Consider the following 25,340-nt stretch of genomic DNA (forward strand, 5'->3'; position numbering starts at 1 on the left):
TGACGGAATACACCCCCATGAGCGCACCCATGACCAAAGGCCCAGATTGGCACCAATTTGCGGGCCCGAAACAAACCCCACCAGCACGAAGACGGGCCAGATTCATTCAATAACTTTTCGCAAACGTAGGACACGGTCAACATTCATCCACTAAGGTTCTCTTGTAACCAATGCTGACCGAACTAACAATAGACCGAACGGCCAGTACTCTGTGGACTGAACGAATACCACCCTGAGGACAACGATGAAACCAATGCATAGGCTGACCATTTCAACAGCCCTGACTGCCGCCGTTGCGACGGCCCTGATCGCAGGCCCCGCCATGGCCGCGACCTCTCACGATAACCAGCCCCCGAGCCCCGGCACCGCCAACGGCGACAAGTCCACCTCGTGCCGCGCCGACTGGACCGCCGCCGCGATCCTCGACACGGACATCCTGGCCCACCACCCCGATCTGGTGAACCCCGCCGACATCACCCTTAACGCCGACGGCACCGTCAACAAGATCGCCACCGGCTCGAACAACGGCTACACCTCGAAGATCTCGACGAATTTCAACACCGAGACTTACAAGGCTCCGGGCATGTTCGAGGCCAACCACTGGATCGCCGGTTCCACCCAGAACTGGCGTTTCCCCGTGGCCACGAAGAACAAGCTGGCCGCCGGCACGACGATCACCGTCGACCTGCCCGACGACATGGCCGACACTAAGTTCATCGGCAAGCTCGAGACCCGCGCGGGCCTCAACGCGTACATGCAGGCCTGGGGCCCTCGTGAAGCCGAGTACACGTGGAACGACGGCGACTTCACCGCCACCTTGACCGACGCCGCGAAGAACATCTGGACCATCACGCTGAACAAGGGCCTCGACGCCAACACCGGCACGATCTTCCAGTTCACGGGCACCTTCCCCGAGGGCGCCGAGTCCTCGACCGCGTCCGCCAACCTGGTCGGCGCCCAGTTCCCGGCCAATGGCCAGGTGTGCGGCGACCTGCCCACCCCCGAGACCCCCGAGCTCACCAAGTGCCAGGTCACGACCGTGGACCGCACCGTGTGGAGCCCCTACTCGCGCGACATCAACGAGCGTTCCAAGTACTCGGGCTCCTGGGGTTCCGAGGAACCCAAGTGGGGCGAGGCCAACGCTGACGGCTGGTTCACTTCCCGCGGCGAGGCGAAGGTCGGCGACTCGCGCACCCTGCGCCTGTACGGCGCAACGCACAAGGACATCACCAACGCGACGCTGACGATCAAGGCCGTCCAGGGCCTGAAGTTCGACGCCTCCACGATCAACACGATTTCCAACCCCGGCGCCGGCGCGCTCCAGGGTAACGGCTTCACGAACACCGTCGAGGGCCTGGGCGACATCAAGGTCAGCGAGGACGGCAAGACCATCACCGTCACGATCGAGCACATGCCCGCAAACTCGAGCTTCTCCTTCAACATCAACGGCACCCTGACCGGCGAGACCCTCGAGGGCTCCCCGATCCTGGCCCCGATCGTCCTGCACAACTGGCTGACCGGCACGGACAGCGAGTGCACGGTTCCCACCGAGGAACCCAGCACCCCGGCACCGTCGGATTCCCCGACGCCCGAGGCGACGACCCCGGCTCCTGCCCCGTCCGCGACCCCGAGCGGCAACCTCGCTCGCACGGGTGCGGATACCCCGATGCTGGCTGGAGCCGCCATCATGGCGGGCCTGGCAGGCCTGGGAGCCCTGGCTCTGCGCCGCCGTCAGCGCTAAGCACTAGCCCCTGCGAGGGAGCGCCCCTGCGGGGGCACTTCCCGCAGGGGCGCATCAACAGGAAAGTGGCACCGCTCTTGATGAGTGGTGCCACTTCCCATCACCGGTTCATCATGAGGGCTCAATTCATGGTGACTTTCGGTAGTTCCATTGTGCATGTGATGCACGCATCAAATCAAGGCGAAACGATGATTTTTCGGTGCAAATTCGCGGTTTTTAACTGCACGTTCGTGCACAACTATCGCGCGATCTGCGCAAACTAGACAAAACGCGGGCCCGCTCGAAACGAGCGGGCCCGCGGTGCTTGTCAGGCGAGGACGCCTCAGTGACGCTTGCGAGCGACCACGAGAGTCACGCCACCAGCCAGAGCGATGACGCCAGCGCCAGCGGCGATCGAAGCGGCGGAACCGGTGTTCGCCAGGGTCGGGGCAGCCCCACCCTGGGCGCCGGACGAAGCCGGGGCGTTCGTGTTGCGGATGCCGCCACGAGCGGAAACGGGGGCCGGGCCATTGCCGGTCGCGATCTGGCCGCGGGTGGACACGCCAGCGTTGCCGACGGGGCCGGAGGCCGCGCCTGCGCCACCCTGATCGGCGACGGGGGCGGGAGCCGAAGAATCATCGGCGGGGGTCGGGGTCTCAGCGGAACCACCGGTGTTGTTATCGCCCGGGGTCGAGGGCTCGGGGGCCGGCTCCTCGGTGACCGGGGCCGAGGGCTCGGGGGCCGGATCCTCGGCGGCCGGGGCCGAGGGCTCGGGGGCGGGGGCCTCGGTAGCCGGGGCCGAGGGCTCGGGGGCGGTGGGGGTCTCGGCGGCGAAAGCGACACCAGCCGAGGCAGCGATCAGGCCGAGCGCCGCGGTCGCGGCGAGCAGAGACGAGGTCGTCTTCTTCATTGTTACTCCTGGTACGGATGTGGTGAGGGATGAATGCGTGACCCTGACCAGTTCGGGCCGTGTCGTGTCACGGCGTTCTCCTCCACCCTACAACACTTCCTGACCGATACGCACAGATTTTCGCAAATCACCCCTCGGCGCGTCGCACGTCACCATAACGAGCCAGTCTGACGAGCATGGATCGAACAACAAATGCCCAGGTCAGCCCAGGTGTGCAGCCGCGATGAACTGGAAGATTCCCTCCATGATGAGCTGCGTCGCAATGGCTGCCAGCAGCAGACCAGAGATCTTTGTCAGCAGCATGATGCCGCCGGGGCCCAGGAACCGGGAGACCACCAGGGAAAAGCGCATCGTCAGCCACATGACGACATGGGCCAGGACCACGGCGACAATGACCGCAATCCACGAGCCGACGTTTGTGCCGGCCTGCCCGACGGCCACCATGACCGCAACGATCGAGCCGGGCCCCGCCAGGAGCGGCGTCCCCAGCGGCACGAGCGCGACGTTCACGCCCTCGTCCCCCGTATCGGGCGTCGAGGAGTCGGTGCCCATGAGGAGTTCCATGGCGACCAGGAAGAGCAGGACGCCGCCCGAGAGCTGGAGCGCCTCCATCGAGATGTGGAGGAGGCGAAGGATCTGCCCGCCGAGGATCGCGAACGTCAGGATGACACCGAAGGAGACCAGCGTGGCCTGGATGGCGGCACGACGCTGCTTCGGCTGCGTAAAGCGCGAGGTAAGCCCCAGGAAGATCGGGACGGTGCCGACGGGGTCCATAATGACCGTCAGCGTCGCGAAGGCGGTCGCGAAGAGGGTGACGTCGAAGAGACTCACGGCTCGACCACCTCGATGCAGCCCTGCGCGACGACCTCGGCGATGACCTGCGGGTCCGTCGTATTTTCGCCGATGCGATTCGGTTTGCCCGTCCCGTGGTAGTCGGAGGAGCCGAACATCGCCAGGCCCATCTCCCGGGCCATGCGCTCGACGTCGGCGCGGTCCTCGGGCGCGTGGTCGCGGTGGTCGCGCTCGATGCCAAAGAGGCCGGCCTGTGCCATCTCGGCGATAACAGCCTCGGGCAGCAGGCGCTGGCGCTTGCGAGCGCGGGGGTGGGCCAGGACGGGCACTCCCCCGGCCTCGCGCACGCAGCGCACGGCCTCGACCGGGTCGGGCGCCCAGTGGTGCACGTAGTACGGACCTGACGGGTGCAGGGCCTTGACGAAAGCGGCACTGCGGTCGGGGAAGGCACCGGCGGCGACGAGCGCGTCGGCGATGTGCGGACGCCCCACGGGCCCGCCCTCGGGTGCGAAGGAAAGGACATCCTCCCACGTGATCGGGTAGTCCGCGCTCAGGTTCTCCACCATGCGCAGGGCGCGCGTTTCGCGATCCTCGCGAGTCCGGCGGAAATTATCGACGAGGCCGGGGCTGGCCGGGTCGAAAAGGTAGGCCAGCAGGTGCACGGTGATCCCCGAGGACGAACACGACATCTCGGCACCCCGGATGAGGCTCACGCCGGTGCTCGCGACAGCTGCTGCGGCCTCGTCCCATCCGGTCGTCGTATCGTGATCGGTCAGCGCGATGGCGTCCAGCCCGGCCTGCGCGGCGATTGCCAGGAGCTGGGCGGGCGTATCCGTCCCATCGGAATACGCGCTATGAGTATGGGGGTCAATTCGCTTCACCATTTGAGATTACCCCATTAATCCCATCACACAACCGCGTACACGAAAGGCCGCCGCGAGCGCCTCACAGCCTCGTCAAAATACCGGTTTTTGCCCGATCTTGACCGTATTTTTTGCACGTTCTCTCACCGCGTCCCACACGATGGTGACCACCGGCTCACCTGCAGCGGTCAGCTGCCGACTGTAGGAAACTGACATCACACGGCCGTTTGGCCTCCCTCAACACCGATTGGAGTACATGCGTGTCTGACAAGGATCAGACCCAGGTGTCCACCGCGACCGACGCGGGAGATGCCGGGTACAACAAGGCTCTGAAAAACCGACACATCCAGATGATCGCCATCGGCGGCTCGATTGGCACCGGCCTGTTCCTGGGTGCGGGCGGCCGTCTGGCCCAGGGTGGCCCCGCGCTGGCCTTCGCCTACGCGGTGTGTGGCGTCTTCGCGTTCCTGATGGTCCGCGCCCTCGGCGAGCTGGCGGTGCGCCGTCCCTCCTCGGGCGCGTTCGTGTCCTACGCCCGCGAGTTCCTGGGCGAGAAGGGCGCGTTCATCACCGGCTGGTTCTTCTTCCTGGACTGGGCCGTTACCGTCATGGCTGACATCACCGCGGTGGCGCTCTACATGCACTACTGGACAATGTTCCAGGGCGTCCCGCAGTGGGTCATCGCCCTCGTCGCGCTGGCCCTCGTGTTCGTCCTGAACATGCTCAGCGTCAAGGCCTTTGGCGAGGCCGAGTTCTGGTTCGCGATGATCAAGGTCGCCACGATCCTTATCTTCATGGCTGTCGCCATCTGGGCGATCATCACGCAGGCGCACGTCGGCGATTACAGCGCGGGCGTCCACAACATCTCCGAGTCCGGCGGCTGGTTCCCCGAGGGCCTGGCCCCCGTCTTCGCCCTGACGCTGGGCGTTGTCTTCGCCTTCGGCGGCACCGAGATGGTGGGCGTCGCGGCCGGCGAGGCCAAGGATGCTGCCAAGATCCTGCCCAAAGCCATCAACTCGATGGTCATCCGCATTTTCTTCTTCTACGTTGGCTCCGTCGTCCTCTTCGCCCTGGCGCTTCCCTACAACGCCTACTCGTCGAACGAGTCCCCGTTCACGACGTTCTTCTCCGGCCTCGGTGTGCCCCACGCGGGCGACATCATTCAGGTGGTCGTCCTGACCGCGGCCCTCTCCTCGCTCAACGCCGGCCTGTACGCGACCGGCCGCACGCTGCGTTCGATGGCGCTCGTGGGCGAGGGCCCGCGCTTCGCGTCGCGTCTGAACAAGAACCACGTGCCCTACGGCGGCATCATCATCACCGCGTCGCTCGGCCTGCTGGGCGTTCTGCTCAACGCTTTCGTTCCGGAGAACGCCTTCAACATCGTCATGGACCTGGCGGGCATCGGCATCGCCGGCACGTGGGCGATGATCCTCATCTCGCACCTGGCGTTCCTGCGCAAGGTCAAGCGCGGCGAGGCGGAGCGTCCCTCGTTCCGTATGCCTGGCGCGCCCTACACCAACTACCTGGCGCTCCTGTTCTTCGCTGTCGTCGTGGCCTCGAACGTGACCTCCGAGTCTGGCCGTTGGACCCTCGCGCTCTTCGGCGTGGTCGTCGTCCTGATGGTCGCCGGCTGGTACTTCGTGCGCGGGCGCGTCGGCAACCTGACTGACGAGGCCGCCGCCTCGCTCCAGGGTGACGAGACCCTGGTGTCGGGCGACTGATCGAACGAAAGGACTGACCGTGCGTCTTCACGTCACGTATGCCGGTGGAACCATCGGCATGGTCGATTCCCCGGAGGGTCTGCGCCCCGGCGCTGACCTGCAGGGTTGGTTTGGTTCCCAGCTGGAAGGCATCGAGCTGGCGTCGAACATTTCGATGTCGACGCTGGACCCGCTCATCGATTCCTCGGAGGCCACCCCCGAGGACTGGCAGGCCATTATCGACGACATTAACGCGCACGCCGACGAAGCAGACGCCTTCTTGGTCCTGCACGGCACGGACACGATGGCTTACTCGGCCGCTGCTCTGTCCTACGCGCTGGCGAGCATGGGTAAGCCCGTCGTCCTGACCGGCTCCCAGTACCCCCTCGGCGTCGTCGGCTCGGACGCGTCGGCGAACGTCACGGGTGCGCTGCGGGCGGCGATTTCGCGCCACGCTCGCGGGGTCATGCTGTTCTTCGGCCACAAGCTCCTGGCGGGCAACCGTGCCACGAAGACCTCGTCGTGGGCCTTCCGCGGCTTCGAGTCGCCCTCCGTGTCCCCCATGGCACGCACGGGCGCCCCGTGGCGCTGGTACGGCGCTCCCCATCCCGGTACCGGCTGGCAGGATCCCAGCCCGTACACGCGCCAGGACGTCGCCGTCATCGACGTGGTTCCCGGCATGAGCGCAGCGCGCCTGCGCGCGATGACGACGCCCCACCCGGACGCGGTCATCCTGCGCACCTTCGGCGTGGGTAACATCCCCGCGTCCGAGCCGGGCCTCGTGGATGTCCTGACCGAGCTCGCCAACGCCGATGTGCCGATCATCGTCGCTTCCCAGTGCTACCAGTCCGAGGTCATGCTCGGCCACTACGAGGCCGGCAACGCCCTGGCGCGCCTCGGCGCGATCGGCGCGCACGACATGACGCTCGAGGCTCTCTACGCCAAGACCGTCTTCCTGCTCTCGCAGGGCAAGCGCGGCGCGGACTTCAAGCGTTGGATGGACCTGTCCATCGCGGGAGAGCTCACCCTCCAGGACTGATCTTCTCCCACCCGACCTGCCCCGTCCTCGTCCCAGCGTCCATCGCATGACCTGGGAACGAGGCCGGGGTTTGTCATGACCATCGGGTCCTCCCCTGGGCCGAGGGGCCGTAGAATAGTGACCATGAGTGAAGAAGCCTCCCAGTCCATGGCCGACCGCGGCCAAAACCGATCCCGCCAACCCCAGTCCTCCGCGTTCCGCGACTTCATTGGCACCGGGTGGGGGCCTCGCCCCTCCGAGATGCCCGAGCGCGAACGTGTCGCCGACTTCCTGACTGACCGCGCCCTCAAGGCCGGTGCTCCCTTCCCGGGCGAGCGCCTCGTCGTGCCTGCGGGCCCCTACAAGGTCCGCTCGAACGACTGCGACTACCGTTTCCGCGCGCACTCCGCGTTCGCGCACCTGTCTGGCCTGGGCGGCGAGAAGGAGCCGGACACCGTCCTGGTGCTGGAGCCAAACGAGGATGGCACGCACACTCCCCTGCTCTTCTTTAAGCCCCGCGCGTCGCGTTCCTCCAAGGAGTTCTACGCGGATCCGCGCTACGGCGAATTCTGGGTGGGCGCGCGCCCCTCGCTCGAGGAGCTAAGCGCGCAGACCGGCCTGGAGACCCGCCACATCGACACGCTGCGCGACGTGCTGGCAAAGGACGCCGGGACCGTGCAGCTGCGCATCGTGCGCGGCGTCGACGCCAACGTCGAGGCGATGGTGAACGAGGTGCGCACGCAGGCTTCGCTGCCCGCGGGAGAGGATGCGCGCAAGGAGGACGAGGCCCTCGAAGAACATCTCTCGGAGATTCGCCTCATCAAGGATGCCTTCGAGCTTGAGGAAATGATCCGCGCGGTCGAGGTCACCAAGGCCGGCTTCGAGGACATCATCCGCGTCCTGCCGCGCGCTGTGGGCCACCGTCGCGGCGAGCGCGTGATTGAGGGCGCATTCCGAGCGGTCGCCCGAGAAGAGGGCAACGGCGAGGGATACGAGACCATCGCGGCCTCGGGCAACCACGCGAACACCCTGCACTGGATCGACAACGACGGAACGGTCCGCGAGGGCGACCTGGTGCTCGTCGACGCGGGCGTCGAGGTCGACTCCCTCTACACGGCCGACATCACGCGTACGCTGCCCGTCAACGGTCGTTTCACCGAGGTCCAGGCCCGCGTCTACCAGGCTGTCCTCGACGCCTGCGAGGCTGCCCTGGCCCGCGCCAACGAGCCGGGCTGCCGCTTCAAGGACGTGCACGACGCCGCCATGAAAGTCATCGCCGCTCGACTGTATGAGTGGGGCATCCTGCCCGTCACCCCCGAAGAGTCGCTGTCCCCCGAGGGCCAGCAGCACCGCCGCTGGATGCCGCACGGCACCAGCCACCACCTGGGCCTGGACGTGCACGACTGCGCGAAGGCACGCGCGGAGCTCTACCAGGGCGCACTGCTGGAGCCGGGCATGGTCTTCACGATCGAGCCGGGCCTGTATTTCCGCGCCGACGACCTGCTGATCCCCGAGGAATACCGGGGCATCGGCGTGCGCATCGAAGACGACGTCGTGGTGAACGCCGACGGCACGGTCACGCGCATCTCCGAGGACATCCCGCGCACGATCGCGGATGTCGAGGAGTGGATCGCGCGCGTTCAGTCCCGCTGAGGGGCGCGAAGACGCTGAGGTTACGCCTCGGTCTGGTCCTTTTCGGGGGACGAGGCCGGGGCGTCCTCGTGTCCGGACGCCGCACTTTCGGGGCTGATCGTTGCAGGGGCCGAGGCCTCGGGCGCGCTCACGGGAGCGTGGGTCTGGGTGGACATGGCCTCGGGCGTCTCACGACCACCGGGCACCTCCCCGTCCTTGGTCGCTGCACCGAAGCGGGGGCGGCCGTCGGGGAAGAAGCCGACGGAATCCTTCTTGGGACGCTCCTGCTCCGTACGCGGGCGCACGACGCGCGCGCGGTTGCCGGGGGTGCGCTGCAGGATCTGATAGGCGCGGTCAATGTCGGCCGAGGCCAGGACCGCGTAGCGCTGCGCGACAACCTGCTGAGAGGACACGAGGTCGCGGCTGCGTCCGCGAATGATGAAGGACAGGGCGGACAGAGCCATACCGATCAGGGCGCCAACGATGATGCCGCCGACGACCCACGAACCCGTTCCGCCCGCGCTCTGTCCGGCGGACATGAGCATGCCACACAGGGCTCCCCACAGTCCGCCGCTGGAGGCGCCCGAGAGGGACGCGCGGGCGATCGTCAGGCGTCCTTTGACGCGCTCGACGAGGTGCAGGTCGGAGCCGACAATCGTGATCGCGGAAACATCGAAGCCAGCATCCGACAGGAAGTCGACACCGGCACGGGCCTGCGCGTAGGTCTCGTACGAGGCGACCTCGGTGCCCGTGGGCATCTGCGGGTCCATCACGACAGCCATTTCTTCTCCTTCGTCCCCGGCCTCGGTGGCATGGAACGCATTGTTCATGCGGCGACCGGCTCATCAGTACGCATCTGTGGTCACCAGCCTAAGATGGAAGAGTGAGCATTGCATCTATTGAACTAGGCACCAAGGGCCGCCGCGTCTACATCGGAAAGCTCGCTGGCACTAGTGTTTTCGACCCTTTGGGCGACCAGGTCGGCAAGATCCACGATGTCGTTGTCATCTTTCGGCTGAAATCCGAGGCCAACGTCATCGGCTTCGTCGTCGAGGTCGGCCCGCGTAAGCGTGTCTTCCTGCCGCTCACTCGAGTGACCGCGATCGAGTCCGGCTCGGTCATTACGACGGGCCTGCTCAACATCCGTTCGTTCACCCAGCGTCCCATCGAGACGCTCGTCCTCTCTGAGCTCTTCGATCGCGTCGTCACCATGAACGATGGCTCCGGCCAGGTGCGTATCCTCGACGTCGCGATGCGTCAGCGCCGTCCCAAGGACTGGGTGATCTCCACGCTGCACGTCCAGCGCGTGCGCACGTCCTCCCTCGGTTTCACGCGCAGCGGCGAGACCCTCACGGTCGACGTGTCCGAGGTGTCGGGCCTGCTCAAGACCGACTCGAACCAGGCGGCGACCGCGCTCGTGCAGTACACGGAGGACATGCGCCCCGCCGACCTGGCGGACTTCATGCACACGCTCCCCCAGGATCGCAAGATGGCGGTCGCCATGCAGCTGACGGACGCGCGCCTCGCCGACGTGCTCGAGGAGCTGGGTAACGACGACCGTATCGCGATCGTCTCCGCGCTGGAAGCCGCCCGAGCCGCCGACGTCCTGGACGTCATGCAGCCTGACGACGCGGCGGACCTCGTTGCCGAGCTGCCCGCCGCGAAGGCTCAGTCCCTGCTGGCCCTCATGGAGCCCGAAGAGGCCGAGGACGTGCGTCGACTCATGACCTACGACGAGTCGACCGCGGGTTCGCTCATGACCACCGAGCCCGTCATTTTCGGCCCCAACGCGACCGTCGCACAGATGCTCGCGGCCGTGCGACGCGAGGACATCCCGGCCTCGATCGCGACCGTCGCCTTCATCGCACGCCCGCCCCAGGAGACCCCGACCGGCCAGTACCTGGGTATGGTGCACATCCAGCGCGCGCTGCGCGAGCCCCCGCAGACTCTGCTCGGTACGATCCTGGACCGCGACATCGAGTCCGTGGATCCCAACGCGCACATCGCGACCGTGACGCGTCTGCTGGCGACCTACAATCTGACGGTCCTGCCCGTCGTCGACGAGGACGGGCACCTGCACGGCGCCGTCTCGGTCGATGACGTCCTCGACGAGCTGTTGCCCGAGGACTGGCGTGACTTCGACGACGACGTGACCGACCGCATGATGGCAAGGAGCATCGATGGCTGATCGCCTGGATAACCCGATCGACAAGCGTCAGTGGTTCTTCCGCCGCTCGTCAGGCGGCGGCGACGGCTTCGGCCGCTTCGCCGAGGCCACCGCCCGTTTCATGGGCTCGCCCCGCTTCGTCCTCTACATGACGATCTTCGTCATCGCGTGGATCGGCGCGAACCTGATGCTAGCCGGTATCAGCGAGAAAGCCGCCTGGGACCCCTACCCCTTCATCCTCCTGAACCTCGCGTTCTCGACCCAGGCCTCGTACTCGGCCCCGCTGATTATGCTCGCGCAGAACCGCCAGGACGCCCGCGACCGCGTCGTGGCCGAGCAGGACCGTATTCGCGCGGAGCGTAACCTCGCCGACACCGAGTACCTCGCGCGCGAGATCGCCGGCCTGCGCCTGGCGCTCCAGGACGTCGCGACGCGCGACTTCGTGCGTTCTGAGCTGCGCGACATGCTGGAGGACCTGCGCGCGGAGATCGCCGCGGACGCGGCCAACGCCTCGTCGAACGAGGCGGATGCTGAGGCCGAGGCCGATGGTGCCCTTCGTCCCCTAGAAGATGGGCACACCGGCCAGTAGAGTGGAGTCCATGCCAGTCACGCTTGATTCCGTCATGGAGGCTCTCGGCCAGGTCATCGACCCCGAGATCCGCCGCCCCATCACCGACCTCAACATGGTGACCCCCGACCTGGTCACGATCGACGGTTCCTCCGTCGCCGTCAAGGTCCTGCTCACCACCGCTGGGTGCCCCCTGCGCACCCAGATCACCAAGGACGTCACCGAGCGCGTAAGCGCCATCGACGGCGTCGAGAACGTCTCCGTCGAGATGGGCGTCATGGACGAGGCCCAGAAGAAGGCGCTGCGCGAGAAGCTCAACGGCGGTCGCCCCGAGCGCGAGATTCCCTTCTCCCGCCCCGACTCCCTCACGCGCGTCATCGCCGTCACCTCCGGTAAGGGCGGCGTCGGCAAGTCCTCCATGACCGCGAACCTGGCCGCCGCGCTGGCCGCGCAGGGCCTCAAGGTCGGCGTCATGGACGCGGACATCTACGGCTTCTCCATCCCGCGCATGCTCGGCGTGGACCACGACCCGCAGGTCATTGATGGCATGATGATCCCGCCCGTGGGCGCGGGCGGCGTCAAGGTCATCTCGATCGGCATGTTCGTGCCCGACGGCCAGGCCGTCATCTGGCGCGGCCCCATGCTCCACCGCGCCCTCCAGCAGTTCCTCGCGGACGTGTTCTGGGGCGACCTGGACGTCCTGCTCATCGACATGCCTCCGGGAACGGGCGACGTCGCGATCTCGATCGCGCAGCTGCTGCCCAACTCGGAGATCCTCGTCGTGACGACCCCGCAGGTCGCGGCCGCCGAGGTCGCTGAGCGCGCCGGTTCCATCGCCTCGCAGACGAACCAGAAGGTCATCGGCGTCGTCGAAAACATGTCGTTCCTACCCCAGCCCGACGGCTCGCGCCTGGAGATCTTCGGCGCGGGCGGCGGCGAGTCCGTCTCGCAGCGCCTGACCGCGCAGCTGGGCTACTCCGTGCCGCTGCTGGCCCAGGTGCCCATCGACATTGCGCTGCGTGAGGGCGGCGACCGTGGCGAGCCCGTCGCCGTCGCCTCGGGCCCCGCCGCCGAGGAGCTCACGGCCCTCGCCAAGCAGCTGTCGTCGGCGAACCGCGGCCTGGCGGGTCGCCCGCTCGGTGTCTCCCCCATCCAGCACTGAGTCCACACGACTCTCCCCGGCCTCGTCAGCCTTGCACGAGGCCGGGGTTTTGTCTGCTCGTCACGCGCTGTTTTCGCTGGGAATCGGAGTGCCACCGCGCCCTGACGTCACGCCGCCTGTACGCTGATGCGTGGGGAGGGCGCAGCGCGTGCGCGCCTCTCGCCGAGGCGACCAATACGACGTGAGGATCAAGGCGATGGCGGACAAGGCCCAGACGTGGGTGTACACCGAGGACTATGTTGCGGAGAGCGACGCGCTGACCGCCGCACGCGCCGTCGCCACGGAAATGGGCGCCACTCCTGTCTCCCCGGGGACGGGTGCCGCCCTGCGCATGCTCGCCGCCGTGTCGGGCGCGCGTGCTGTCCTCGAGATCGGTACCGGTGCTGGCGTTTCAGGGCTGTGGATCCTCGATGGTATGGCCTCCGATGGCGTCCTGACGACGATTGACTCCGAGTCCGAGCTCCTGGGGCATGCACGTCGCAACTTCGCCGCAGCGGGTCTTTCCTCCCACCGCACGCGCCTGATCGCCGGGCGCGCTCTTGATGTGCTGCCGCGCATGGCCGCCCGCGGCTACGACATGGTCGTCCTCGATGGCGATCTGGAGGAAACCCCGCAGTACCTCGACCACGCTGTTCGCATCCTGCGCCCCGGTGGCACGATCGCCTTCGTGCACGCACTGTGGCACGATCAGGTTGCTGATCCGGCGCGTCGCGACGCGCACACCGTTGTCGCACGCGAGGTCGTCAACTACCTGCGCGATTCCGAGGAGTTCGTGCCCGCGCTGCTGCCCGTCGGCGACGGCCTGGCGGTCGCGGTCAAGCGCTGAGCCCCGAGACTACAAGGAAGCGGTGGGACAGGAGAACCTGGCCCACCGCTTCTATGTATTGGATCAGATGGCTGCGCCGAGCGCTCTGGCGAGTTCCGCAGCTTCGTCCGGAGTCATCTCGATGACGAGACGCCCGCCCCCTTCCGTGGGAATCCGCATGACGATACCGCGACCTTCAGCACTGACTTCCAGGGGGCCGTCCCCCGTACGAGGCTTCATTGCTGCCATGAGAGTACTCCTTCTCAGAGTTATGCCCGCGCCTCCACAGGCGGGGTAACATACCCATTTTACCGGAAAAGCGCCATTTTTCCTTAACAGCTCGCAAAGAGAAATCAAAAGAAAATAGGCCATCCGATCAATTAGGCCGATTATCGCAGCATTACGCGCAATTCTCGAACCCTCAGAAAGAGGAACTAACTACTAGGCACCCGTCGCGAGACGAACCGCTTCCTCCGGATCATCAACGACGCGCAGCAGGTCCACATCGCCCGGAGAGATCATTCTGGCCTCGACCATCGAGGAACGGATCCACTCCACCAGACCCGACCAGTACTGGGTGCCCACGAGAACCAACGGGAACGAACGAATTTTCCCCGTCTGCACCAGCGTCGCGGACTCGAAGAGCTCATCCATCGTGCCGAAGCCGCCGGGCATCACGATGAAACCCTGGGAGTACTTCACGAACATCGTCTTACGGGCGAAGAAGTAACGGAAGTTAACACCCAGGTTCACCCACTGATTCATCCCCTGCTCGTGGGGAAGCTCGATACCCAGCCCCACGGACGTGCCGCCGGCCTCCCAGGCGCCCCGGTTCGCTGCCTCCATCATGCCGGGACCACCGCCTGTGACGACCGCGTAGCCACGCTCGACGAGCAGGTGGCCGATCCGCTGAGCGCACTCGTAGAGGGGCTCCTCGGGACGCGTCCGTGCGGAACCGAAGACGGAGATGGCGGGACCGACCTCGGCCAGCGCCTCGAAGCCCTCCACGAACTCGGACTGGATGCGCAGGACGCGCCACGGGTCCTCGTGCTTCCAGTCGGCGCTCTGCTCGGACTGAAGCAGGGACGCGTCTGCCGTCAGGCGCGGAATCTGGTCCCCGCGTAGGACGACGGATCCGCGGCGATAGGTGTGCGTCGGCTTGGTCATTCATGCCTCCTCGTGTGTGTCGGCGTCATCGCCGATCGATGCGAGCACGAACGCGCGCAGCGTGTCGTGCACTCTGACAATATCCGATACGGGCGCGTGTTCGTCGCGCGTGTGCGCCAGCAGCGGATCACCGGGGCCAAAGTTCATGGCGGGTACACCGACCTCACTGAAGCGCGCGACATCGGTCCACCCAACCTTCGCGCTGAGCTGGAGCTCGCTGCCCTGCGCGCGGGCGACGGAGCGCGCGACGGACAGGAACCGCTGGGCCAGGGGTGAGTCCGCGCCCGGCCTGGCCCCCTCGCACAGGTCGTCGACCTCGATCGTGGCGCCCGTCCCCTCGAAGAGCCCACGCACCCACTCCAGGGCATCCTCGGCACGCGTGGAGGGGGCGAAACGGTAGTTGACGGTCATCGACGCGGCCTCTGGAATCACATTGTTGGCGATGCCGCCCTCGACGCGCACGACGGACAGGGACTCTCGGAATTCGAGACCGTCGACCGTGACGACGGGGTTTCCGTACTCGGCGATGCGCTCAATGACGGGAGCCATCGCGTGAATCGCGTTGACCCCCATCCACGCGCGCGCCGAGTGAGCCGCACGCCCCGGGAAGTGCGCGATGACGCGCAGCGTGCCATTGCAGCCGCCTTCCACGTGAGCGGCGGTGGGCTCACCCAGCAGCGCCAGGTCGCCCGCCAGCCACTCGGGATGGTTGCGCTGGACGCGCCCGAGGCCGTTGAGATGTGAGGCGACCTCCTCGTGGTCGTAGAAGATCCACGTGACGTCGGCATCCAGCGTGGCGTCGTTGCCCTCGCGGATGGCCGCCCCAACCTCGCAGGCGAGCGCGAGCGCCGCCGCGCAACCGCCGAGCATGTCGACCGACCCGCGCCCCCACAGGACCGTGACCCCGTCGCGCTCCTCGAGGCGGCCAGGGACGTTATCCGCGATCGGAACGGTGTCGAGGTGGCCGGCGAGGACCACGCGCTGGGCGAGGCCGAGCCGGGTCCGCGCGCACACGGCATCCCCGTCGCGCAGGATCTCCAGGGCAGGGACCGACCCGAATCCGGCGCCTCGCAGGGCTTCTTCGACGGCGTTCGCCAGGGGGCCCTCGTCCCCCGACACCGAGGGAATGTCGACCATCTGGCGCGTCAGCTCAACGGCATCCATCACGTTCGTCAGCTGCATGATTCCTCCTTCATGGATGCCTCCAGGATACCGGCGCGCTCCCCCACCTGCGTCTTCCCGCCGTCGCATCAGGGCACGCCCACGCCTCGTTCCTGATACCGGTTTTTGCGCGAGGCACCCACAGTGTTACCCTCAGCACATGACACGCTGTGCTAGCCCGTCGCTGTTTGCGGGTATCGCTTCTTTCCTGTCCGCGCGTACCGGCAGCCGTTTCCGCCTCATCATTGGCTTCGAAGCCCCCGAGAATCAGGACAGCGCGCGCGACGGCGCGGCGATCATCGAAGCAGCCGGCGGACACGCCCTCCTCATGCCGCGCGCGCTCCCCGCTCCCCTCACGGCGTTTTCGGTGCGCATGGTCATGGCGGACGGCGCCGTGTACGTGCGCGCGTCGGGCGAGGCGCTCATCTACCTGGGTGGGCGCGCGATCGACCGCTCGCGCGAGGGCGCGCTGGCCCCCGACGCCGAGCTCGCTCTCATCGACGAGGCCGTGGCCGCCTTCGGGGATGAGCCGTCCCTCCCGCGTGCCGAGGACGGCTGGGAGTCCGTGGGAGACGGAATGATCGACGCTTACGTCGACCGCTGCGCATCGCGTATCGCATCTGTGGAGGCGTCCGGCACGCGTCCGGCATCCGTGTCGGTCTCCGAGGCCTCGGGCCTGCTGGTGACTCTCCTGGAGCGCCTGGGCGTTCCAGTCGTCGAGGAGGGCGCCACCCTGTCTCTGTCCATCTCCGCAGATGGGCGCACCCTCACGACGTCCCTCCCTGAACAGGATGTCCGCACAGCGCTGGCCGATGCTCTCACCACCTCGCCCGCCGCCCCACACGGTCCGGGCCTGTACTGCGTGGACCCAGCCTTCGTCCTCGACGCGGACGGTTTGAGCGCGGGGGCGGCACTGGCCGCGCTGGGGACGAGGTAGTTCTCTTCGAACAGCGCCACGCGAAGACGCAGATGAGCATGGCTGATCGTAGCCTGCTCATATGAGTGAGAACACCCCTGCGACCGAGAGCGCGCGGCGCTTCGACCTGCTCCCCGCATCTGCCATTCCCCTACAATCATCCGGTAGACACAGTGGCGGAAGGTGGAACATGGCTCTGACATCGATTGAGATCTGTGCCGGTGCAGGTGGTCAGGCCCTCGGCCTCGAACAGGCAGGTTTCGAGCACCTCGCTGTCGTCGAAATCGATCATCACGCCTGTCAGACCCTTCGAGAAAACCGGCCCGACTGGAATGTCGTCGAGGGGGACGTTGTCCCCTGGATCAAGGAACACGCACACGAATACCGCGGTGTTGATCTGGTTGCGGGAGGCGTCCCTTGCCCGCCCTTTTCTTATGCCGGAAAGCAACTCGGGGCTGACGATGAACGCGATCTTTTCCCCGCGATGATTGAGCTCGTCAACGTGGTTCGACCGCGCGCGATCATGATCGAAAACGTGCGCGGACTCCTCGATCCGAAGTTTGCGGCCTACCGCACCAGCGTCGAGGAACACTTGGCGCAGATCGGCTACTCCCTTCAGTGGAAGCTTCTGCAGGCCTCCGATTTCGGCGTTCCCCAGCTTCGTCCTCGTGTCATCGCGGTTGGTTTCCGCAATGATATTGCCGTTTCTTTTGAATACCCGTCACCTTCACCGCACCCTGCCCCCACGGTGGGAGAGACCCTCGTCGATCTCATGGCTGAGCGCGGGTGGAAGGGTGCACAGGCCTGGGCTGCTCGGGCGAACCGTATTGCGCCCACGCTCGTCGGCGGTTCCAAGAAGCATGGAGGCCCGGATCTGGGGCCAACCCGCGCCCGGCGCGCATGGGCTGAACTTGGTGTGAATGGATCGACCATTGCGCCACAGGCTCCCGACCCTGACTTTTCTGGTGATCCTCGCCTGACTGTCCGCATGGCTGCTCGCATCCAGGGTTTCCCTGACGATTGGGCGATCACCGGAGCGAAGACGCATGCGTATCGTCAGGTTGGGAATGCTTTCCCGCCTCCGGTCGCCCAGGCTGTCGGCCTGCAGATCGCGTCGGTGTTGGCGCGCGCAGATAAGTCCAGCGAGGCCGTCGCATGACTCTGAATCTCTCGCATGCGCGGGCGTTATTCCACCGCGAGCTCATCGAGACGAACACACTGTCCATCGATGCGTCCGGTGTCGCGAGCAATGCTGACAAGTCGCAGCAATTGTCGTGTGAACTTGCGCTGTCTATTGCTCGGTCATTAGGCGCATCACGAGGCGTTGGGAAGTTGAAGGCACAGAGTTCGGGTCGTCTCTTCGAATGTGCGGTGACCTCATTCCTTACGCGCACATTTCCTCTCCTCGCCCCTCTACGCCCCGGTGACTGGGACGTTCAAAACGTTGGCAGTACGCGCAGGGGTCATTTTCTCTCCCAGTTTGAGCCTTATCGCCACCTCGACGAATTAGCCGAGGCCATCACAGCGAAGCCCGCTCTCGCAGCCGTCCTCGGTAATTCCTACGACATTTCCCCGGACGTCCTCGTCGTGCGTCAGCCAATCAGTGCGCAGGAGCTGGGTGATTCTGGGATCGTCGTTGACGGGGTTGCCTCATATTCCCCGTTGCTGGCCTGTAACCAGTCCTCTCCGATCATTCACGCGGTTGTGTCGTGCAAGTGGACACTGCGTTCGGACCGGGCTCAGAATGCCCGTTCAGAAGCCCTGAATCTGATCAGAAACAGGAAGGGGCGTACGCCGCATATCGTGGTTGTGACAGGCGAGCCGACACCCTCGAGGCTTTCTTCACTCGCGCTGGGAACCGGCGACATCGACACCGTCTACCACTTTGCGCTCCCGGAACTCATCGAAGCAACACATGCTTCTGGCAACGACGAGGCGATACGCACTCTCGACACGCTGATTAACGGGCAGCGCCTGCGCGATATCGCAGATCTTCCGCTCGACCTGGCTATCTAGATCCCTTCTGACGGGCATATTAGTTGTGCCCCGGGGACACATCCCCGGGGCACACCCGTCTATTCCATCAGCTCACACGTCGAAAGGTGTGGAGATGACCATGCCGCCCGTCTCGATCTGTCCGGCCATGTCGGACAGGCCCAGCTTCAGATCGGAGGAGAGCATCGGTGTGTAGGCGCCGAAGCCGGTGAGGAGGACGCCGCCGGAGGCCAATGACACCGGAACGACGGACGCCTTCTCACCTGCGCTGGCCTGGGCAATGAGAGTGTCCATCGCGGTCTTGTAATCCACAACGATGCCCGTCAGCACGGGCGCGCCGATGGCTGAGCGGACCTCGTCGGAGATCTGGATGTAGCTGAACGCGTCCGCGAAGGACTGCGTGTCCGGCTGCTGCGTCACCGGCGCGCCGGACTGCCCGGACATCGGCGCGGTCTCTGCCGACTGGGCCTCGTCGCGGGTCAGGCCCTTGAGATCGGCCTTCGTCAGGCCCGACCACACGAGGCGAACCATTGGGTTCGCCGCCTCGGTGACAGCTCGCGCGGCGCCCTCGTTCGCATCACCGGCGAAGGGCACGATGATGTCGGCCCCCCGGGCGATGAAGTCGGCGGCCGCGCCGCGTACCTCGTCGGCACTGCCCGCGTAGGTGCCGTCGCTCGTCGCGGGGTTCCAACCGAGCACGCTGATCGACGTTCCGTTGGCGAGGTTGTAGGCGTCCACGCCCTGGGAGAATGCGGACATCTGCGAGCTCGTTACGTTGTCGCGCGCGCCACCGATGACTGCAAGCGCGCCCGTGGTCGTCATGCCCGCGGACGCGTAGCCGGCCAGGTAGGCGGCCTGCGAGGCGTCTACGTCGACGATGGACCCGTTCTTCAGGGAGGTTGCAGCTCCCTTGCTATCGACGAAGGAAGCTCCCACGAGGGCGAAGCGCACCTTCGGATTGGCGCGTGCGGCCTCGGAGATCGACGATGCCATCGTCGAATCCGCACCCACGATCAGCGTGCAGCCGGAGGCCACCAGCGAGGCGGGTGCCTCCGCGCCACTAGCCGCATCGAAGGCGACCGATGCATCGTTCGCGGCACCGGCGAGGGCCGTCGCGACGGGGTCCGTGGCGGCGTCGCCGTGGGCTCCTGAGATGGCGGCACAGACCTTCGCGGAGGCTGCGGGGGTGGCGGTGGGCGCGGTCGAGCAAGCTCCGAGGGCCACGGTGACCGCGGTCGCGGTGGTTGCGAGGGCGGCGATGGTCCGCTTGTTCACGTGTGATGCCTTTCGTCGGGGCTTCTTGCTGCCCAACACGCTACCAGTCTCATGGCCTCAGGCGGCGGGCGGGGCGGCGCACCTCACCCGAGAGCGAACGCGGCGCGACGAGGCCACCCCTCGCGGGAGCTAAGCCGGGGTATGCGTGAGTCAGCGTGGAAACGACGCGTCAGAGCAGGTCGAAGCGTCCCTGTTCGGCGAGCTGGTCGACGACCGCCTTCACCGACTGGGCGTGGTCGCGGCGCGTGACGAGGATAGCGTCAGGGGTGAGCGCGAGCGCCACGTCGGGCACACCGACGAGCGCCACGAGCGGCCCCTCACCGTTCTCCCCAAGGGCACCGAAGACCGCCGCGCCGTCAGAGTCAACGCGCAGCGCCTCGCCCAGGTTGCCCGCCTCCGCGACAATGCCGGTCAGGGCCTCGAAATCACCCAGGTCCGTCCAGCCCAGCTGCGCGTCGGCGGGAACGACGGCCACTCCCCCGTCGGCGGCGACGGGTTCAGCGATGGCATGATCGATCGCAATCTTCGTCAGATGTGGCCAGTTCTCCGCCAGCGTCTCCTCGAACGCGGGGGTGCCCCACGCGCGCGCAATCGTCTCCAGGCGTGCGTGCATGTCGGGCAGCAGGCGGGCCAGATGGGAGGCGAGCACACCCGCCGACACGATGAACATGCCCGCGTTCCACAGGTAGCCCGCGGCCACGTAGCGGGCAGCGGTATCTGCGTCCGGCTTCTCCACAAACTCGGCGACCCGGCGGGCGCCGCGCTCAGCGTCGGCTTCCCCGGCCTCGTCAGAGAGGGCCGGGCCGGGCGCGATGTACCCGTAGGCGGTCGAGGCCTCGGTGGGCGTCAGGCCGATCGTCACGACGTAGCCGTCGCGGGCGGCGCCGATCGCCGTCTCGACGGCGTCACGCAGCAGCTCGGGGCGGGCGATCAGGTGGTCGGCCGCGAAGGAGCCGACGATCGCGTCATCCCCGAAGCGTTCGCGCACGACGTAGGCGGCCAGGCCGATCGCGGCCATAGAATCGCGGCCCGACGGCTCGATGAGGAGCGTGCGATTATCCGACGAGGCAAACTCGGGAAGCTGCGCGAGCACGCCGTCACGGTGCGCCTGGCCGGTCACGATACTCACCGACGAGGCCAGCTCCTCCAGGCGGTCCACCGTGCCCTGCAGGAGGGTGCGTCCCGTGCCCGCCAGATCGAGGAGGAACTTGGGACGACGGCGCCGCGACAGCGGCCACAGGCGGGTGCCGGCTCCGCCGGCGGGAATAATCACGTGGAGGTCACTCATGCCCCCAGTATCGCAGATACGACGAGGGGGCGAGGCCCCAGCCCCGCCCCCTCGTGGAAAGCGTGTGCTACGCGAGTGTCACTCGGCGTCGCCCTCGGCGGCGGCCTCAGCCTCGCCCTCAGCGGCTTCCTCGGGCTCCTCGGGGGCGGCTTCCTGAACGGCGACGATAACCGTCTCGGCATCGAGCTCGACCTCAACGCCGGCGGGCAGCTTCAGGTCGGAGACGTGGACGGCGGAGCCGGCCTCGAGACCCTCGATGGAAACCTCGAGGTTCTCGGGGATGGAGGTGGCGGGGGCCTTCACCAGGATGGTGAACTCCTCGAGCGAGTGGACGGTGCCGGGGGTGGGCTCGCCAACGACGACGACGGGGACCTCAACGTCGACCTTCTCGCCGGCCTTGACGGCCAGGAAGTCGGCGTGCAGGATGTCGCGGCGCACGGGGTGAACCTGAACGTCCTTGACGAGGGCCAGCTGGGTCTTGCCGTCGATCTTCAGCTCAACGAGGGCGTTCTTGGAGCCGCGGACGATGAGGAAGAGGTCGTGGCCGGGAACGTCCAGGTGACGAGGCTCGGCGCCGTGGCCGTAGAGGACCGTGGGGACCTTGCCAGCGCGGCGGGCGCGGCGGGCAGCACCCTTACCAAACTCGGAACGCTCTTCGGCAAGCAGGACGGGGTTGTCGCTCATGTGTCTTTCCTTCGTTTCTCAGGTCCGGCGTCGGTGTCGGCAGAGTGAAGGAAACGCGAGGCATTTCAATTCAGGCCCTGTCGATAACGGCGGATACGGATCCGCCCTCGCCGGAGCAACCCCAATAGGTTACCTCACGACGAGGGCGGATGTGAAGCGGGAGCCGCTCAGTTAAAGAGCGATGTGACCGAACCGTCTTCGAAGACCTCGCGGATCGCGCGAGCCAGGAGCGGCGCGATGGAGAGGACGGTGAGCTGATCGAAGCGCTTCTCAGCGGGGATCGGCAGGGTGTCGGTGACGACAACCTCGGCGGCGCCGGACTCGGACAGGCGACGGGCCGCCGGGTCAGAGAGGATACCGTGCGTGGCCACGACGATGACCTTCTTCGCGCCGGCGTCCATGAGGACCTTGATGGCTTCAGTGATCGTGCCGGCGGTGTCGATCATGTCGTCCACGAGGACGCATTCCTTGCCTGCGACGTCACCAACGACGCGGTTCGCGACGGCGACGTTCGGGCGCGTGGTATCGCGGGTCTTGTGGACGAAAGCCAGGGGCGTGCCACCCAGCTTCTTCGACCACTTCTCGGCGACGCGGATGCGGCCCGCGTCCGGGGAGACAACTGCGGTGTTGGACAGGTCGACGCGGCCGCGCACGTAGTCCACGAGGACCGGCATGGCGAAGAGGTGGTCGACCGGGCCGTCGAAGAAGCCCTGCTCCTGCGACGCGTGCAGGTCGACGCTCATGATGCGGTCGGCGCCGGCAGCACGGTACAGGTCAGCCATGAGGCGAGCAGAGATGGGCTCGCGGCCCTGGTGCTTCTTGTCCTGACGCGAGTAGGGGTAGAAGGGAGCGACGACGGTGATGCGCTTGGCGGAGGCACGCTTGGCAGCATCGATCATGATGAGCTGCTCCATCACCCACTTGTTGATGTCGCCCGCGATGGACTGCAGGACGAACACGTCGGCGCCACGAACGGACTCGTTGAAGCGCACGTAAATCTCGCCGGAGGCGAAGTCGTAGGCCGTCACCGGCGAGACCCCACATCCGATTTCCTCGCCCACGGCGTGAGCCAGGTCCATGTGAGCTCGTCCAGAAACGAGGACGAGGTTCTTCTCTCCGGTGGTCACCAGTCCGCTCATGCGGTTGTCTCTCCTTGTGTTGGATCAGGCGCGAGGCGCCGCGATCAATGTGCCGATGGTGCTATATGGCGCAACCATCGTATCGGCTGCAACGCAGCCCTGGCCGATCCACGCGGTGGGAACCACACTGCGGTCCCCGATTTCCGCATCAATCAGCGTGGCGCTAGGACCGATTTCACAATCGGACCCAACGACGGTTGTCCCCCGCAGGCAGGTACCGGGGTAGATGGTGGTGTCCGCGCCGACGCTCACGTCGACGTCGATCCAGGTGGAGGCCGGGTCGACGATCGTCACACCGGCGCGCATGTGCACCTCGCAGATGCGACGGTTTATCTCGGCGCCCAGCTCGGCCAGCTGAACGCGGTCGTTGGCGCCCGCGCTCTGCCAGTGGTCGGTCAGCTCGAGGGCACCCGCGGTGCGTCCGGCCGGGGCGGCTGCCGCGAGGACGTCGGTCAGGTAAACCTCGCCCTGATCGTTGTCGGTGCCCAGCGAGGCCAGGGAGGCGCGCAGGAAATCAGCATCGAAAGCGTAGATGCCCGCGTTGATCTCGTTAATCGCGGCCTGCTCGGGCGTCGCGTCGCGCTGCTCGACGATCGCGGTGACCGTACCCGAGGCATCGCGGATGATGCGGCCGTAGCCGGTGGGGTCCTTGACGCGCGAGGTCAGGACGGTGACGGCGTGGCCAGCGGCCTCGTGGGTGGCGACCAGCTCGGCCAGGGTCTCCGTGGAGAGGAGGGGGACGTCGCCGTAGGTGACGACGATGGTGCCGGAAACGGGCTCGACGGCCTGATCGAGAGCCTCCAGGCCACACTGGACGGCGCGGCCGGTGCCGGGAATCTCGTCCTGGTCCGCGATGATGGCGCTGGGCAGGACGCGCTCGATTTCGGCGGCGACGACCTCGCGCTGATGACGGACGACGGCGACCAGATGCTGGGGGTCGAGGCCGTGGGCGGCGCGCAGGGCGTGTCCGATCATGGACAGGCCAGACAGGGGGTGAACGACCTTCGGGAGAGCGGATTTCATGCGCGTTCCCTGACCTGCGGCCAGGACGATGACGGCGGCGGGGCGAGACATGTTCCTCCTCGGGGTCTGCGGTCCCATCGGGACCGGTCGCTCCGCCCCTAGGATTCGAACCTAGACTAAAGGCACCAAAAACCTCTGTGCTGCCGTTACACCAAGGCGGAATGCGTCCACTGTGATGATACCTGCACCCCGCGTGCGCTTTCAAACGCGGCCTGGCGCCCGCGGCGTGGTCTGCACGTGGCCCAGCCCAGGCCTCGTGTGATACTGGGGTCATGGCTGAGAAGAGGACACGAATGAGCGGCTTCGCACGCCGCGAGCAGCTGGTGGCCGTGGGGCGCTCTCTGTTTGCCGAAAAGGGCTTCGGCGCGACCAGCGTCGAGGAGATCGCGGCCCGTGCGAAGGTCTCCAAGCCCGTCGTCTACGAGCACTTCGGAGGCAAGGAAGGCCTGTACGCGGTCATCGTCGACCGCGAGGTGCAGGCACTCATCTCCTCCCTGCAAACGTCCCTGGAGTCCTCGCAGCGCCCGCGCCTCATCCTGGAGAACGCGACCCTGGGACTGCTCGACTACATCGAGCGCAACACGGACGGCTTCCGCGTCCTCGTGCGCGACGCCCCCTCGGACCGCACGGCGGGTTCTTTCTCCTCCGTCATGGGCGACGTGGCGACCAGCGTCGAGCACATCATCGCCGAGCAGTTCAAGCGCTCGGACTTCGATGCGACCTGGTCACCCCTCTACGCCCAGATGCTCGTCGGGCTTATCGCGCAGGTCGGCCAGTGGTGGCTCGATGACCGGCGCATGAAGAAGGACGAGGTCGCCGCCCACGTCGTCAATCTCATTTGGAACGGCCAGCGCGGCCTGCGCCCCCACCCGACGCTGAGGGTGCGATCGGGCGACGGACGCTGAGTCTTTCTTTCCATACGACGAGGCCGTGGCGGGTCATCCCTGCCACGGCCTCGTCTGTGAGTGAGGCTCAGCGCGCCTCGAAGGAGAGGCAGTCAGCGGTGCCCGCGCCGACCGAGATGGCGGCGGCGGTGCACTCAAGCGCGGAGTTGTGGACGCAGTCGGCCTTCTGGCAGGCGCCAACGAAGGTCTCGGACTTGCCGAGGCCGCCCTTGACGGTCAGCGGAATGAAGGTCGTGCAGGAGGTCGAGTAACCGACGGTGATAGCGGCGGCTCCGCAGTTCTTCTCCTTGTTGTAGGAGCAGGAGGTGACGGAGCAGTCGAGGATGCGGGGCATATCTGCCATGAGAGTGTCCTTTTCAACGTGGCCCCGTGGGGCCTGAATGTAGCCGGTCGCGACCGGGTTGGCCGCGCTGTTGACACCAGTGATACGCCTTTTCGCAACACTTCCCA

The 25,340-nt window shown here is 66.5% G+C and carries 25 protein-coding genes and 1 tRNA gene; 12 read left to right on the top strand and 14 right to left on the bottom strand.

Annotated elements, in window-relative coordinates; translation table 11 throughout:
- Nucleotides 1-253 precede the first annotated feature (253 nt).
- Entirely contained in the window at nucleotides 254-1,741 is a 1,488-nt protein-coding gene (locus QP415_RS02695) for a hypothetical protein (protein ID WP_285098503.1), read from the top strand.
- A 322-nt stretch (nucleotides 1,742-2,063) separates the two neighbouring features.
- On the opposite strand, the gene QP415_RS02700 is transcribed toward QP415_RS02695, so the two are convergent.
- The 3 genes from QP415_RS02700 to QP415_RS02710 all read right to left on the bottom strand — a co-directional run bounded on the left by QP415_RS02700 (nucleotide 2,064) and on the right by QP415_RS02710 (nucleotide 4,306).
- Entirely contained in the window at nucleotides 2,064-2,630 is a 567-nt protein-coding gene (locus QP415_RS02700) for an LPXTG cell wall anchor domain-containing protein (protein WP_016461431.1), read from the bottom strand.
- A gap of 201 nt (nucleotides 2,631-2,831) precedes the next feature.
- The gene (locus QP415_RS02705) at nucleotides 2,832-3,461 is read right to left on the bottom strand and encodes a MarC family protein (protein ID WP_016461432.1); all 630 of its coding nucleotides are present in this window, start codon (nucleotides 3,459-3,461) and stop codon (nucleotides 2,832-2,834) included.
- Nucleotides 3,458-4,306, bottom strand: a complete 849-nt coding sequence (locus QP415_RS02710) for a PHP domain-containing protein (protein WP_285098507.1) — start codon at nucleotides 4,304-4,306, stop codon at nucleotides 3,458-3,460. The genes QP415_RS02705 and QP415_RS02710 overlap by 4 nt, the downstream gene beginning before the upstream one ends.
- A 239-nt stretch (nucleotides 4,307-4,545) precedes the next feature.
- Here QP415_RS02710 and QP415_RS02715 point away from each other — a divergent pair, with 239 nt between their 5' ends.
- The 3 genes from QP415_RS02715 to QP415_RS02725 all read left to right on the top strand — a co-directional run bounded on the left by QP415_RS02715 (nucleotide 4,546) and on the right by QP415_RS02725 (nucleotide 8,656).
- On the top strand, nucleotides 4,546-6,006 hold the full coding sequence (locus tag QP415_RS02715) for an amino acid permease (RefSeq protein WP_285098508.1): 1,461 nt from the start codon (nucleotides 4,546-4,548) through the stop codon (nucleotides 6,004-6,006).
- Nucleotides 6,007-6,025: 19 nt separating this feature from the next.
- Complete coding sequence (locus QP415_RS02720) at nucleotides 6,026-7,024, top strand: asparaginase (protein ID WP_285098509.1); 999 nt, start codon at nucleotides 6,026-6,028, stop codon at nucleotides 7,022-7,024.
- Nucleotides 7,025-7,147: 123 nt separating this feature from the next.
- The gene (locus QP415_RS02725) at nucleotides 7,148-8,656 is read left to right on the top strand and encodes an aminopeptidase P family protein (RefSeq protein ID WP_285098510.1); all 1,509 of its coding nucleotides are present in this window, start codon (nucleotides 7,148-7,150) and stop codon (nucleotides 8,654-8,656) included.
- Between the two features lie 20 nt (nucleotides 8,657-8,676).
- On the opposite strand, the gene QP415_RS02730 is transcribed toward QP415_RS02725, so the two are convergent.
- On the bottom strand, nucleotides 8,677-9,417 hold the full coding sequence (locus QP415_RS02730; protein ID WP_285098596.1) for a general stress protein: 741 nt from the start codon (nucleotides 9,415-9,417) through the stop codon (nucleotides 8,677-8,679).
- Nucleotides 9,418-9,518: 101 nt separating this feature from the next.
- Here QP415_RS02730 and QP415_RS02735 point away from each other — a divergent pair, with 101 nt between their 5' ends.
- The 4 genes from QP415_RS02735 to QP415_RS02750 all read left to right on the top strand — a co-directional run bounded on the left by QP415_RS02735 (nucleotide 9,519) and on the right by QP415_RS02750 (nucleotide 13,358).
- Nucleotides 9,519-10,823, top strand: a complete 1,305-nt coding sequence (locus tag QP415_RS02735; protein WP_007589602.1) for a magnesium transporter MgtE N-terminal domain-containing protein — start codon at nucleotides 9,519-9,521, stop codon at nucleotides 10,821-10,823.
- Nucleotides 10,816-11,391, top strand: coding sequence for a DUF1003 domain-containing protein (locus QP415_RS02740; protein ID WP_285098512.1), 576 nt, complete (start codon nucleotides 10,816-10,818; stop codon nucleotides 11,389-11,391). The genes QP415_RS02735 and QP415_RS02740 overlap by 8 nt, the downstream gene beginning before the upstream one ends.
- 10 nt (nucleotides 11,392-11,401) lie before the next feature.
- Entirely contained in the window at nucleotides 11,402-12,532 is a 1,131-nt protein-coding gene (locus QP415_RS02745; protein WP_285098514.1) for an Mrp/NBP35 family ATP-binding protein, read from the top strand.
- Between the two features lie 196 nt (nucleotides 12,533-12,728).
- A complete protein-coding gene (locus QP415_RS02750; RefSeq protein ID WP_034475367.1) occupies nucleotides 12,729-13,358 on the top strand; it encodes an O-methyltransferase in 630 nt (209 codons plus the stop codon).
- A gap of 63 nt (nucleotides 13,359-13,421) precedes the next feature.
- On the opposite strand, the gene QP415_RS02755 is transcribed toward QP415_RS02750, so the two are convergent.
- The 3 genes from QP415_RS02755 to dapE all read right to left on the bottom strand — a co-directional run bounded on the left by QP415_RS02755 (nucleotide 13,422) and on the right by dapE (nucleotide 15,686).
- Nucleotides 13,422-13,586: a DUF3117 domain-containing protein gene (locus QP415_RS02755; protein WP_016461442.1), complete on the bottom strand. Its 165-nt coding sequence runs from the start codon at nucleotides 13,584-13,586 to the stop codon at nucleotides 13,422-13,424.
- Between the two features lie 192 nt (nucleotides 13,587-13,778).
- Nucleotides 13,779-14,504: a TIGR00730 family Rossman fold protein gene (locus tag QP415_RS02760; RefSeq protein ID WP_285098515.1), complete on the bottom strand. Its 726-nt coding sequence runs from the start codon at nucleotides 14,502-14,504 to the stop codon at nucleotides 13,779-13,781.
- On the bottom strand, nucleotides 14,505-15,686 hold the full coding sequence (gene dapE, locus QP415_RS02765; protein WP_285098517.1) for a succinyl-diaminopimelate desuccinylase: 1,182 nt from the start codon (nucleotides 15,684-15,686) through the stop codon (nucleotides 14,505-14,507).
- 139 nt (nucleotides 15,687-15,825) lie between these two features.
- Here dapE and QP415_RS02770 point away from each other — a divergent pair, with 139 nt between their 5' ends.
- The 3 genes from QP415_RS02770 to QP415_RS02780 all read left to right on the top strand — a co-directional run bounded on the left by QP415_RS02770 (nucleotide 15,826) and on the right by QP415_RS02780 (nucleotide 18,597).
- Nucleotides 15,826-16,602, top strand: coding sequence for a phosphomannomutase (locus QP415_RS02770; RefSeq protein WP_048676602.1), 777 nt, complete (start codon nucleotides 15,826-15,828; stop codon nucleotides 16,600-16,602).
- Nucleotides 16,603-16,771: 169 nt separating this feature from the next.
- On the top strand, nucleotides 16,772-17,740 hold the full coding sequence (locus tag QP415_RS02775; protein ID WP_285098519.1) for a DNA cytosine methyltransferase: 969 nt from the start codon (nucleotides 16,772-16,774) through the stop codon (nucleotides 17,738-17,740).
- Nucleotides 17,737-18,597: an NgoMIV family type II restriction endonuclease gene (locus tag QP415_RS02780; protein WP_048676605.1), complete on the top strand. Its 861-nt coding sequence runs from the start codon at nucleotides 17,737-17,739 to the stop codon at nucleotides 18,595-18,597. Before QP415_RS02775 ends, QP415_RS02780 begins: the two co-directional genes overlap by 4 nt.
- A gap of 72 nt (nucleotides 18,598-18,669) precedes the next feature.
- Here the strand turns inward: QP415_RS02780 and QP415_RS02785 are convergent, their stop codons facing one another.
- From QP415_RS02785 to QP415_RS02810, 6 genes are all read right to left on the bottom strand, one after another.
- Nucleotides 18,670-19,851, bottom strand: a complete 1,182-nt coding sequence (locus QP415_RS02785) for a BMP family ABC transporter substrate-binding protein (RefSeq protein ID WP_285098521.1) — start codon at nucleotides 19,849-19,851, stop codon at nucleotides 18,670-18,672.
- A 169-nt stretch (nucleotides 19,852-20,020) separates the two neighbouring features.
- Nucleotides 20,021-21,139 carry a mannose-1-phosphate guanylyltransferase gene (locus QP415_RS02790; protein WP_285098523.1) on the bottom strand — a complete coding sequence of 373 codons (1,119 nt, stop codon included), beginning with the start codon at nucleotides 21,137-21,139 and terminating at the stop codon, nucleotides 20,021-20,023.
- Nucleotides 21,140-21,217: 78 nt separating this feature from the next.
- On the bottom strand, nucleotides 21,218-21,823 hold the full coding sequence (locus tag QP415_RS02795; protein ID WP_048676611.1) for a 50S ribosomal protein L25/general stress protein Ctc: 606 nt from the start codon (nucleotides 21,821-21,823) through the stop codon (nucleotides 21,218-21,220).
- A gap of 167 nt (nucleotides 21,824-21,990) precedes the next feature.
- Nucleotides 21,991-22,962: a ribose-phosphate diphosphokinase gene (locus tag QP415_RS02800; protein WP_016461451.1), complete on the bottom strand. Its 972-nt coding sequence runs from the start codon at nucleotides 22,960-22,962 to the stop codon at nucleotides 21,991-21,993.
- Between the two features lie 24 nt (nucleotides 22,963-22,986).
- A complete protein-coding gene (locus QP415_RS02805; RefSeq protein ID WP_016461452.1) occupies nucleotides 22,987-24,036 on the bottom strand; it encodes a bifunctional UDP-N-acetylglucosamine diphosphorylase/glucosamine-1-phosphate N-acetyltransferase GlmU in 1,050 nt (349 codons plus the stop codon).
- A gap of 39 nt (nucleotides 24,037-24,075) precedes the next feature.
- A tRNA-Gln gene (locus QP415_RS02810) sits at nucleotides 24,076-24,146 on the bottom strand.
- Nucleotides 24,147-24,257: 111 nt separating this feature from the next.
- Between QP415_RS02810 and QP415_RS02815 the strand changes: the two genes are divergently transcribed.
- Nucleotides 24,258-24,890, top strand: a complete 633-nt coding sequence (locus QP415_RS02815) for a TetR/AcrR family transcriptional regulator (protein WP_285098527.1) — start codon at nucleotides 24,258-24,260, stop codon at nucleotides 24,888-24,890.
- Between the two features lie 67 nt (nucleotides 24,891-24,957).
- On the opposite strand, the gene QP415_RS02820 is transcribed toward QP415_RS02815, so the two are convergent.
- Nucleotides 24,958-25,233, bottom strand: a complete 276-nt coding sequence (locus tag QP415_RS02820; protein WP_016461454.1) for a DUF1540 domain-containing protein — start codon at nucleotides 25,231-25,233, stop codon at nucleotides 24,958-24,960.
- Nucleotides 25,234-25,340: the final 107 nt, after the last annotated feature.

Source organism: Pauljensenia sp. UMB3104, assembly GCF_030217285.1.
GTDB lineage: Bacteria > Actinomycetota > Actinomycetes > Actinomycetales > Actinomycetaceae > Pauljensenia.

What these genes read in the sequence shown, in the direction of transcription:
- QP415_RS02695 (WP_285098503.1), top strand. Translation starts at nt 254, where the DNA reads ATGCATAGGCTGACCATTTCAACAGCCCTGACTGCCGCCGTTGCGACG.
- QP415_RS02700 (WP_016461431.1), bottom strand. Translation starts at nt 2,630, where the DNA reads ATGAAGAAGACGACCTCGTCTCTGCTCGCCGCGACCGCGGCGCTCGGC.
- QP415_RS02710 (WP_285098507.1), bottom strand. Translation starts at nt 4,306, where the DNA reads ATGGTGAAGCGAATTGACCCCCATACTCATAGCGCGTATTCCGATGGG.
- QP415_RS02725 (WP_285098510.1), top strand. Translation starts at nt 7,148, where the DNA reads ATGAGTGAAGAAGCCTCCCAGTCCATGGCCGACCGCGGCCAAAACCGA.
- QP415_RS02730 (WP_285098596.1), bottom strand. Translation starts at nt 9,417, where the DNA reads ATGGCTGTCGTGATGGACCCGCAGATGCCCACGGGCACCGAGGTCGCC.
- QP415_RS02740 (WP_285098512.1), top strand. Translation starts at nt 10,816, where the DNA reads ATGGCTGATCGCCTGGATAACCCGATCGACAAGCGTCAGTGGTTCTTC.
- QP415_RS02745 (WP_285098514.1), top strand. Translation starts at nt 11,402, where the DNA reads ATGCCAGTCACGCTTGATTCCGTCATGGAGGCTCTCGGCCAGGTCATC.
- QP415_RS02750 (WP_034475367.1), top strand. Translation starts at nt 12,729, where the DNA reads ATGGCGGACAAGGCCCAGACGTGGGTGTACACCGAGGACTATGTTGCG.
- QP415_RS02755 (WP_016461442.1), bottom strand. Translation starts at nt 13,586, where the DNA reads ATGGCAGCAATGAAGCCTCGTACGGGGGACGGCCCCCTGGAAGTCAGT.
- QP415_RS02760 (WP_285098515.1), bottom strand. Translation starts at nt 14,504, where the DNA reads ATGACCAAGCCGACGCACACCTATCGCCGCGGATCCGTCGTCCTACGC.
- dapE (WP_285098517.1), bottom strand. Translation starts at nt 15,686, where the DNA reads ATGCAGCTGACGAACGTGATGGATGCCGTTGAGCTGACGCGCCAGATG.
- QP415_RS02770 (WP_048676602.1), top strand. Translation starts at nt 15,826, where the DNA reads ATGACACGCTGTGCTAGCCCGTCGCTGTTTGCGGGTATCGCTTCTTTC.
- QP415_RS02775 (WP_285098519.1), top strand. Translation starts at nt 16,772, where the DNA reads ATGGCTCTGACATCGATTGAGATCTGTGCCGGTGCAGGTGGTCAGGCC.
- QP415_RS02780 (WP_048676605.1), top strand. Translation starts at nt 17,737, where the DNA reads ATGACTCTGAATCTCTCGCATGCGCGGGCGTTATTCCACCGCGAGCTC.
- QP415_RS02790 (WP_285098523.1), bottom strand. Translation starts at nt 21,139, where the DNA reads ATGAGTGACCTCCACGTGATTATTCCCGCCGGCGGAGCCGGCACCCGC.
- QP415_RS02795 (WP_048676611.1), bottom strand. Translation starts at nt 21,823, where the DNA reads ATGAGCGACAACCCCGTCCTGCTTGCCGAAGAGCGTTCCGAGTTTGGT.
- QP415_RS02800 (WP_016461451.1), bottom strand. Translation starts at nt 22,962, where the DNA reads ATGAGCGGACTGGTGACCACCGGAGAGAAGAACCTCGTCCTCGTTTCT.
- QP415_RS02805 (WP_016461452.1), bottom strand. Translation starts at nt 24,036, where the DNA reads ATGTCTCGCCCCGCCGCCGTCATCGTCCTGGCCGCAGGTCAGGGAACG.
- QP415_RS02815 (WP_285098527.1), top strand. Translation starts at nt 24,258, where the DNA reads ATGGCTGAGAAGAGGACACGAATGAGCGGCTTCGCACGCCGCGAGCAG.
- QP415_RS02820 (WP_016461454.1), bottom strand. Translation starts at nt 25,233, where the DNA reads ATGGCAGATATGCCCCGCATCCTCGACTGCTCCGTCACCTCCTGCTCC.